The 8,757-nt window shown below is 50.5% G+C and carries 10 protein-coding genes; 8 read left to right on the top strand and 2 right to left on the bottom strand.

The window, feature by feature from the left end:
- The 7 genes from tatB to hemB are packed head-to-tail and all read left to right on the top strand — an operon-like array spanning position 1 to position 5,262.
- Positions 1–309, top strand: coding sequence for a Sec-independent protein translocase protein TatB (gene tatB / locus P2G88_RS10785; RefSeq protein WP_275795871.1), 309 nt, complete (start codon positions 1–3; stop codon positions 307–309).
- A complete protein-coding gene (gene tatC / locus P2G88_RS10790; RefSeq protein ID WP_275795872.1) occupies positions 310–1,056 on the top strand; it encodes a twin-arginine translocase subunit TatC in 747 nt (248 codons plus the stop codon).
- Complete coding sequence (locus P2G88_RS10795) at positions 1,056–1,391, top strand: hypothetical protein (RefSeq protein ID WP_275795873.1); 336 nt, start codon at positions 1,056–1,058, stop codon at positions 1,389–1,391. The genes tatC and P2G88_RS10795 overlap by 1 nt, the downstream gene beginning before the upstream one ends.
- Positions 1,392–1,395: 4 nt before the next feature.
- A complete protein-coding gene (locus P2G88_RS10800; protein WP_275795874.1) occupies positions 1,396–1,581 on the top strand; it encodes a hypothetical protein in 186 nt (61 codons plus the stop codon).
- Positions 1,582–1,595: 14 nt separating this feature from the next.
- Positions 1,596–2,393, top strand: a complete 798-nt coding sequence (locus P2G88_RS10805) for a TatD family hydrolase (protein WP_275795875.1) — start codon at positions 1,596–1,598, stop codon at positions 2,391–2,393.
- Positions 2,380–4,266 (top strand): diguanylate cyclase, encoded by a 1,887-nt coding sequence (locus P2G88_RS10810; protein ID WP_275795876.1) that lies wholly within the window; start codon positions 2,380–2,382, stop codon positions 4,264–4,266. Before P2G88_RS10805 ends, P2G88_RS10810 begins: the two co-directional genes overlap by 14 nt.
- A 3-nt stretch (positions 4,267–4,269) precedes the next feature.
- The gene (gene hemB / locus P2G88_RS10815; protein ID WP_275795877.1) at positions 4,270–5,262 is read left to right on the top strand and encodes a porphobilinogen synthase; all 993 of its coding nucleotides are present in this window, start codon (positions 4,270–4,272) and stop codon (positions 5,260–5,262) included.
- A gap of 51 nt (positions 5,263–5,313) precedes the next feature.
- On the opposite strand, the gene P2G88_RS10820 is transcribed toward hemB, so the two are convergent.
- Positions 5,314–6,825, bottom strand: a complete 1,512-nt coding sequence (locus tag P2G88_RS10820; protein ID WP_275795878.1) for a guanosine-5'-triphosphate,3'-diphosphate pyrophosphatase — start codon at positions 6,823–6,825, stop codon at positions 5,314–5,316.
- Positions 6,822–8,084: an ATP-dependent RNA helicase RhlB gene (gene rhlB / locus P2G88_RS10825; protein ID WP_275795879.1), complete on the bottom strand. Its 1,263-nt coding sequence runs from the start codon at positions 8,082–8,084 to the stop codon at positions 6,822–6,824. Before rhlB ends, P2G88_RS10820 begins: the two co-directional genes overlap by 4 nt.
- Positions 8,085–8,186: 102 nt before the next feature.
- Between rhlB and trxA the strand changes: the two genes are divergently transcribed.
- Positions 8,187–8,513, top strand: a complete 327-nt coding sequence (trxA, locus tag P2G88_RS10830) for a thioredoxin TrxA (protein ID WP_275795880.1) — start codon at positions 8,187–8,189, stop codon at positions 8,511–8,513.
- The last annotated feature ends 244 nt before the right edge of the window (positions 8,514–8,757 follow it).

The following is an 8,757-nucleotide window of genomic DNA, read 5'->3' on the forward strand; positions in this document are numbered from 1 at the left end:
ATGTTTGATATTGGCTTTTGGGAGCTTTTGGTCATTGGTGTAGTTGCCTTGTTGGTGCTCGGACCGGAGCGTTTGCCCGGCGCCATTCGCTCCACCAGCCGCGCCCTTTCCAGCGTAAGATCCATGGCCAGTCAGTTCAAACAGGAAGTAGAGCAACAACTCAAATTAGAAGAGTTGCACAACAACCTGAAAAAAGCCGAAAGTCAGAATCTGGAAAACCTGGCGCCAGATCTTAAAAAGTCGGTGGATGAGCTCAAAGAAGCCGCCGCTTCCGTACAAAAACCTTATAAAAAAGATCAAACGTCCTAAATGTCCGACGCCCAGACACTACTCAGCCATCTGGTTGAACTACGTACTCGCCTGCTTAGGGCTTTGCTAGCAGTTATGCTGGTGTTTTTGTGCCTGGCTTATTTTGCCCAGGATCTTTACCACCTGCTGGCGACTCCCTTGTTGGACGTATTGCCGGACGACGCACAGATGATTGCCACCGATGTGGCCTCCCCGTTTTTCGCCCCCTTCAAGCTAACCTTGGTGTTGTCCTTTTTTATCGCTATTCCTGTGGTGTTGTATCAGGTATGGGGATTTGTTGCTCCGGGGCTGTACCGTAATGAAAAACGTCTGGTGGCACCACTGCTGATTTGCAGCACATTGCTTTTCTATGGTGGTGTCGCCTTTGCTTATTTTGTTGTGTTCCCGTTGGCCTTCGCCTTTTTTACCAGCGTGGCACCCGAGGGTGTGAGTATTCACACAGATATCAGTAGTTATCTGGACTTCGTTCTGAAGCTGTTTTTTGCCTTTGGGGTCTCCTTTCAGATCCCCATTGCCATCGTATTACTTTGCTGGACCGGTGCTACCAGTCCACAAAAACTCAGGGAAAAACGCCCCTATGTGATTGTCGGCGCGTTTGTCATCGGCATGCTACTTACCCCGCCGGATGTCATTTCTCAAACCTTGCTTGCCGTGCCCATGTGGTTACTGTTTGAAATAGGTTTGTTGGTAGGGGCGCTTTATCGTAGAACAGATTCGCAAGAGCAAACTGAAACTCAGGACTCATGATGAAACTGACACCTTTTGGCCTTTTGACCCTTTTATTTACCGTTTCAGGTGTCCAAGCTGCCACCTTGGCAGAACCCATACAAAACTGCAGTAAAGAAGAGAACAGTCTGCAGCGTCTGGTGTGTTATGGCAATGTCAGTAAGTCTTTGCGCCAATACAGTGATTCAGAGCTGCCCACCGTTGCCAGTAAACCTTTGGTCAATGCACCAGAGGGAAGTCAGACCGCCCCTGTGCTGGCAGCAACACCTGACAGCAGTTTTCAAGTCAATCCGGCCGATGATTTCGGTATGAAAAAAAACTTCGGCCGAATTGGACAAAATTCTGATCAAGGTTAGCAAGGTGGAAAAAGGTTCCTACAACAAGCCAATTATGACTCTGGATAATGGTCAGCTTTGGAAGCAAGTAGATTCGCAGCGCTACTACATGCCTGACGGCCATTTATATATCGAACGTGGTGCTCTGGGCTCTTTCTGGCTGGGTTCAGAAGATGCTAACCGCCGGATGCGTGTCAGCCGTATTCAATAACAGGACTTTTCCTAATGGCTTGGTTCGATATCGGCGTTAACCTCACCAGTAGCAGATTCTCGCAGGATCTGAGTGCGGTGATTGAGCGCGCCGAATCGGCCGATGTGCTCTTTCTGCTGATCACGGGAACCAATCTTGACCATAGCGGAGAAGCCGCGCTGCTGGCCCAGCAATGGAAGCAGTATTCGACAGCTGGCATCCATCCCCATTATGCCAGTGAGGCAACAGAAGATTTTGCGGAGTCCCTGCGCAGTCTGGCCGCTTTGCCGTGCGTAAAAGCCATCGGCGAATGTGGTTTGGACTTTAATCGCAACTTCTCGTCAAAAGAAGACCAGGTTAGGGTATTCGAACAGCAGCTGGAATTGGCCTGCGAGTTAGCGCTGCCGGTCTTTTTGCATGAGCGTGATGCGTTTAAGGAACAGATTGCCTTACTCAAACGTTACAGACCGGGATTAGTTGGTGGCGTTGCGCATTGTTTTACCGGTGATCAGGCCCAGATGGAAGCCTATCTGGAGTTGGACCTGCATATCGGCATTACCGGCTGGCTCTGCGATGAACGCAGGGGGCAAGCTTTACGTGACGCAGTTGTGCACCTGCCGTTGAATCGTCTGCTTCTGGAAACCGATGCACCCTACCTTGCGCCGCGACATGTGCGGCCGAAAATTGAACGCAACGAACCCCGCTATTTACCCGTCATTGCCGAGGTTTTGTCCGCGTTGACCAATACGCCGGTTGCCACTCTTGAGAAACAGAGTCTGGCTAACTCGCTATCGCTATTTACTATCGAGTCCCAACATCATGTACCGAACTGAAGAACCTCAGGTAGGCAGGCGCTGGATTGTGTTGTCCATCCTGGTGGTGGGATTGATCTTTTTCTATTGCTTCTGGCAAATGCTGGATATCAACAGGTACAGCCAACCGCAGCATAAAATCGGTGCTGGCGTTGAGTATCTGGTAGATCCTGAATCGGTACTGACATTAGACGATATTCGACTGAAGTCAGGCTTGCCTTGGCAAACAGAACGGACCGATCTATTGTCTTTCGGCATTCAGTCAGACACCTATTGGTTTCGAATCCACTTGCCCCAGCTATCCAATCTGCAATTTTCTTTGCTCGAACTGGACTATCCGCTGCTGGATGATTTAAAGATATGGCTGTACACAGGTGATAGGCAATTGGGGAGTTATGTTCTTGGGGACAGTCTGCCATTCGCCGCCCGCAGCCTGGCCCTGGAAAACTTTGTGGTGCCTCTGCAGCAAACCCAAGATCCATTAACGGCCTATGTCAGAGTACACACCAGTGGCGCCATTAAGATGCCTTTGTATGTGTGGAATGCCGATAGCTATTTGGTGTACCACGGTGAGCACAACTTGTTTACCGGTGGCTTTTTTGGCTTGCTCGCGGCACTGGCCCTCAGCAACTTCTTTTTCTTCCTAACCACCCGCACTCTGAGTTTTCTGGTGTATGGCTGCTATGTGTTCTGCCTTTGCCTGACCCTGATGACCCTTAATGGCATTGGCTACAAGTACCTGTGGCCAGACAGTATCTGGTTACAGGCCAAGAGCATATTACTATTTGCTCCGGCAACGATTTTCTTTGCCTTGGTATTCAGTCGGCATTTGCTACCCATAAAACAGCATAGTCTGACAATGGATTGGGTAGTGAAAGCCCTGGCAGCCTTGTTCCTGATTAGCATCCCTCTTGGTCTCGCGCTGCCTTATACCCTGATGGTGAAAGTATTCTTAGTTCTGACCTTGGTCGTAGTGCCATTTTTATGTGCTTTGGGGTTGTGGCTGTGTCTTAGAGGTGTGGTCATTGCCAGGCTCTATACCCTGGGCTGGATCACCTTATTGGTAAGCGCAGTGATGGTCAGCCTGGATAATTTAAATATGTTCAACCTGGCCATCCGAACCCAGTATTTACTTATGCTGGGAGCAAGTATTGAAGCGGTCTTGTTAGCCATGGTGTTGGCCATAAACTACGACCAGCAACGCAGAACCCTGTTTGAAGCCCAAGAACAAAGCTTGGATCGGGAAAGACAGCTACGTGAAGCGCAGGATCAGGCCCAGGAAGAACTGGAGTACAAGGTGCAGGAACGCACCCTGGAGTTGGAAATCGCCTTAAGAGAGCTATCCGAGACCAACCGGGAACTGGAAGAGCGCAATACCATGGATGCACTCACCGGTATTCGCAACCGCCGCTATTTCGATCGTAAGTATCAGGCCGAGGTGCGCCGCAGCAGACGCGAACAAAGCTCACTGACCGTCGCCATGATAGATATTGATCATTTCAAACAGCTTAATGATACCTATGGCCACTTGGTCGGCGATGAATGTATTCGTGCTGTTGCCCAGGTATTACGTGAGCAATTACGTCGTCCCGCGGATGATGTGTGTCGCTTTGGTGGCGAAGAATTTGCCGTGCTGCTGCCCAATACCGATATTGAAGGGGCCTGTGCATTGCTGGAGTCCATCCGCGAGAAACTCGAGAACATGGCTATCCCCACCCCTGCCGGTGAAATCAAGTTGACTATCAGCATAGGCGTGGCAACTGCCATCATCGCCTTCGATGCCAACGATATGCTGTTGCTTGAACAGGCTGACAAGGCCCTTTATGGCGCAAAGCAGGCGGGACGCAATCAACTCTGCCAATACAACGAACTGGCAGAGGCTAACCAGGAGTAAAAGATGCAACATTTTCCCCTTTCCAGGCCAAGACGACTGCGCCGTCATGAATTCACCCGCAACATGACCGCTGAAAATCACCTGTGCGTTAGCGATCTGATTTGTCCGATGTTTATTCTCGAAGGCAAAAACCGCTCTGAGTCGGTAGCGTCCATGCCGGGTATTGAACGGCTTTCTATCGATTTAATGCTAAAAGAAGCCGAAATTCTGGCCAAACTCGGGATCCCGGCAGTGGCACTGTTTCCGGTCACACCACTGGATTTCAAAACCGATTGCGGCAGCGAAGCCTTTAACCCTGACGGACTGGCACAAAAGGCCATTCGTGCGATCAAAGAAGCGGTGCCTGAACTGGGTGTAATTTCCGATGTTGCCCTGGATCCCTTCACCTCCCATGGCCAGGATGGATTGCTCGATGAATCCGGTTATGTGGTTAACGACCCCACTTGTGAAGTGCTGGTGAAACAGGCGCTTTCTCATGCCGAAGCTGGCGCCGATATCGTTGCGCCCTCGGATATGATGGATGGTCGCGTGGGGCTCATCCGCAAAGCACTGGAAGCACAGGGTCATGTTAATACCTGCATAATGGCCTACTCCGCCAAGTATGCTTCTCACTACTACGGGCCGTTTCGCGATGCCGTTGGCTCAGCCGGTAATATCAAAGGCGGGAATAAGAAAAGCTATCAAATGGATCCCGCCAATAGCGACGAGGCGCTGCGTGAGATTGCGCTGGATATCGAAGAAGGCGCAGATATGGTCATGGTCAAGCCCGGTATGCCGTATCTGGACATTGTTCGTCGCTGCAAAGAACGCTTTGCAGTACCCACTTTTGCCTATCAAGTGAGTGGCGAATATGCCATGCATAAGGCCGCATTTGCCAATGGCTGGTTGGCCGAGGAACCGGTGATTTTGGAATCCTTGCTGGCGTTTAAACGGGCCGGCGCAGACGGGATACTAACGTATTTTGCCAAGCAGGCGGCGCAGATACTGACAAAGTGAAGGGTGAGCCGTCAGCGCTGAGGGAACTCCTTGCCTCTGACTCTGGGTTTCTTACTGAATATCCAGTCCCCAGCCCATCCGATGTTGCAGCCAGCGCTCGTTGGCTAGCTCTGCATCCAACAAGGGATGGGCTTTCAGCCAGCCTTCAGGAAACACCAACCTGACCTGCTCGTCCACCAGTTGTAATTCAATAGAGGGCAGCAGGTTATCCTTACGCCTGATACTCAGCACATAGGCGATACGCAAAACCCGGCATAAGGTCATCAAAACCTGCCTGAGATCTGTCTGATAACCACCAAAGCAATCAGGATCCAGCTCCTGGCGATGGCTGTAGACCAGGTCACGGATGCATTCCTGCTGCAGCTTGGTAAAGCCCGGCAAACTCAAATGGGAAAGCAAGTACCGACCATGATGGTGGCTTAGGCGAAAATCCACATGCAAACCGATTTCATGAAGACGGGCCGCCGCCAATAAGATCCCTTCTGCATCCAATTGACAGGCCGTTTGCGAAGGCGGCATCTGGCGATAAAGGGCCAGCGCTGTTTCAGCTACGCGGTGCCCTTGGGCCTCTTCGATATGGAAGCGCTCGGTCAGAGAATCGATGGTGCGAGTGCGAGCATCGTTGTGATGAATGTTCTCCAGCATGCCGTAGATCAGACCTTCGCGAAGCGCGCCGCCGGATATTTGCATCTGCTCAATACCCAACTCTTCAAACAATACTCTTAGGATCGCCAGACCACTGGGGAAGACCGCACGACGGGACTCTTCCAGGCCATTAATCTCAAGCTTATCCATTGAGCCGCAGGCAATACACTTGTTGGTCAAGTCAACAAGGTAGGACAAGCGAATGGTATCGTTAATACCCTGAGCCACCAGGATCTCGGTCACGGCCTGAGGGGTACCAGAGGCACCCAGGCACTGGCGCCAATTAGCGCCGCTAAACTTGGATTTGATTGCCTGAATTTGCTGCCTGGCCGCTGCCATGGCCGCCTCGAAATTCTGCTCAGAGAGGATACCCTTGGTAAAATGGCGCTCCATATAGGTGACGCATCCTAACTCCATGCTGGTCAAAGTGATGGGGGTGAAATCCTTACCCAGGATCACTTCAGTGCTGGCGCCTCCGATGTCGATTACCAGGCTATTGCCTTGATTGGCAGAAGTGTAAGCCACGCCGAGATAGATTTGTCGGGCCTCTTCTTCACCACTGATCACCTGGATAGGATGCCCCAGGATTTGCTCGGCTTTTTGCACAAAATCAGCGGCATTGCGTGCCAAGCGCAGGGTGGCCGTACCAACAATACGGATATTGGCAGGCGGAATATCCTGTAAACGTTCGGCAAACATCTCCAGGCATTTCCAGCCACGCTCCATGCTCGCTTGATCGAGATAAAACTGTTCATCCAGGCCGGCAGCCAGGCGTACTTTCTGTTTCACCTTACCGACTATATGCACACATCCGTGAGAGACCCGGACCACCACCATATGAAAGCTGTTTGAGCCGAGGTCAACAGCGGCATAATACTTCTCTGGCGTCAGTCCGGGACGTTGTGCTGAATTACTCATCTTGGTCTATGGCTTCTACCCTTTGGCCGACCTTTGTTCAGGTGCTTGCCACTTTGCATGCGCTTACGATACTGCTGCTTGGGAGGGGTGACATCTTGCAGCAGCGCGTCGTGATCATAATCTGTCACCGGAATACTGTGACGGATGTACTCTTCGATGGCGGGCAGATTCAGTGCATATTTCTCACAGGCAAAACTGATGGCGTGGCCACTTTTGCCAGCACGACCAGTACGGCCAATACGGTGCACATAATCTTCTGCATCATCGGGTAAGTCATAGTTAAACACATGAGTGACTTTTTCGATATGCAAGCCGCGAGCTGCCACATCAGTGGCCACCAGCAGATCCAGTTGGCCCTTACTGAAGCCATCGAGAATTTGCAGGCGTTTTTTCTGTGGCACATCGCCACTTAACAACCCGACCCGATGTCCATCATTGGACAACCATTCGTAGATGTTTTCGCAACTGTGCTTTGTATTGGCAAAGACAATGGCTTTTTCCGGCCATTCATCTTCAAGCAATGTCAGCAATAGCAACATTTTGTCTTCGTTGGAGGGATAAAAGAGCTCTTCCTTTACCCTTCTGGCGGTCATCTGCTCTGGCTCAATCTGCACATGCACCGGGCTATTCATATGCTCGTAAGCCAGTTCCTGTACCCGCATCGACAACGTCGCCGAGAACAACATGCTTAAGCGCTGATTTGCCGCAGGCATCCGACGCAACAGATAACGGATGTCTTTAATGAAGCCAAGATCAAACATACGATCGGCTTCATCCAATACGGCTACCTGAATGTGATTAAGGCTGAAAATGCCTTGTTTGTAGTAATCAATAATGCGGCCAGTGGTACCGATAATAATATCGACGCCCTGTTCCAGTTTTTCCCGTTGGCTTTGATAACCTTCACCGCCATAGATCAAACCCAGACTAATGCCCGTATGTTGACTGAGCATCTGCGCATCTTTGTGAATTTGCACTGCCAGCTCGCGGGTTGGTGCCATAATAATGGCCCGTGGTTGCGCTTTGGCAGTTTGCGGATTACTCAGCAGATGGTGAAAAGTGGCAGCCAAAAAGGCGATGGTTTTTCCGGTTCCGGTTTGCGCCTGACCCGCCACATCGCGGCCTTCTAGCATTGGCGGAAGGCTCAAAGCTTGAATCGGGGTGCAATGTTGAAAATTGGCGGCAGCCAAGGCATCGATGACGCCTTGATGCAGTGGCAAATCGGAAAAATGTGTTTCAGTTAAATGTGTGGTTTGCATAGCTTATAGCTTATCAGTGCTTGCATTAAAAAACAGTTTCTATATAAATAGCGGACATTCTCTGCCAGATACTTACCGGCAGTCCAAAAGTTGGAGATTGATATGAGCGACAAAATTATCCAGTTATCTGATGACAGTTTTGAGACCGATGTACTCAACGCTGCCGGTCCTGTCCTGGTGGACTTCTGGGCAGAGTGGTGTGGTCCCTGCAAAATGATCGCGCCAATACTTGATGAAGTGGCCGATGAATTCGAAGGCAAAGTAACAGTTGGCAAGCTGAATGTCGACCAAAATACTGATACGCCACCAAAATACGGCATCCGTGGCATTCCCACTCTGCTGCTGTTTAAAGGTGGTAACGTTGCCGCCACTAAAGTGGGCGCATTGTCCAAGACCCAGTTGACTGAGTTCTTAAAAGAACACATCTAATTCAAAAAGCCGGCATCCAGATGCCGGCTTTTTTGTTTTAAGGCTTTTGCGGGACGTTGTTTATTGTCTCTTTAACACCATCAAGCCTGCTAATTTGTTAAACAATTGGTAATAAGCTAGGCGCTTCTGTTTTTTGGTGCTAACTTAGAATTCGTTTGGTCTTCAAACACTTTTCGGACCAAACACAATCCTCGCGTCAACCCGGCGCAGCCTGACGTAACGATCGTTTTCAACGACTTTTACC

It is taken from the genome of Aliiglaciecola sp. CAU 1673, assembly GCF_029223185.1.
Lineage (GTDB): Bacteria > Pseudomonadota > Gammaproteobacteria > Enterobacterales > Alteromonadaceae > Bowmanella.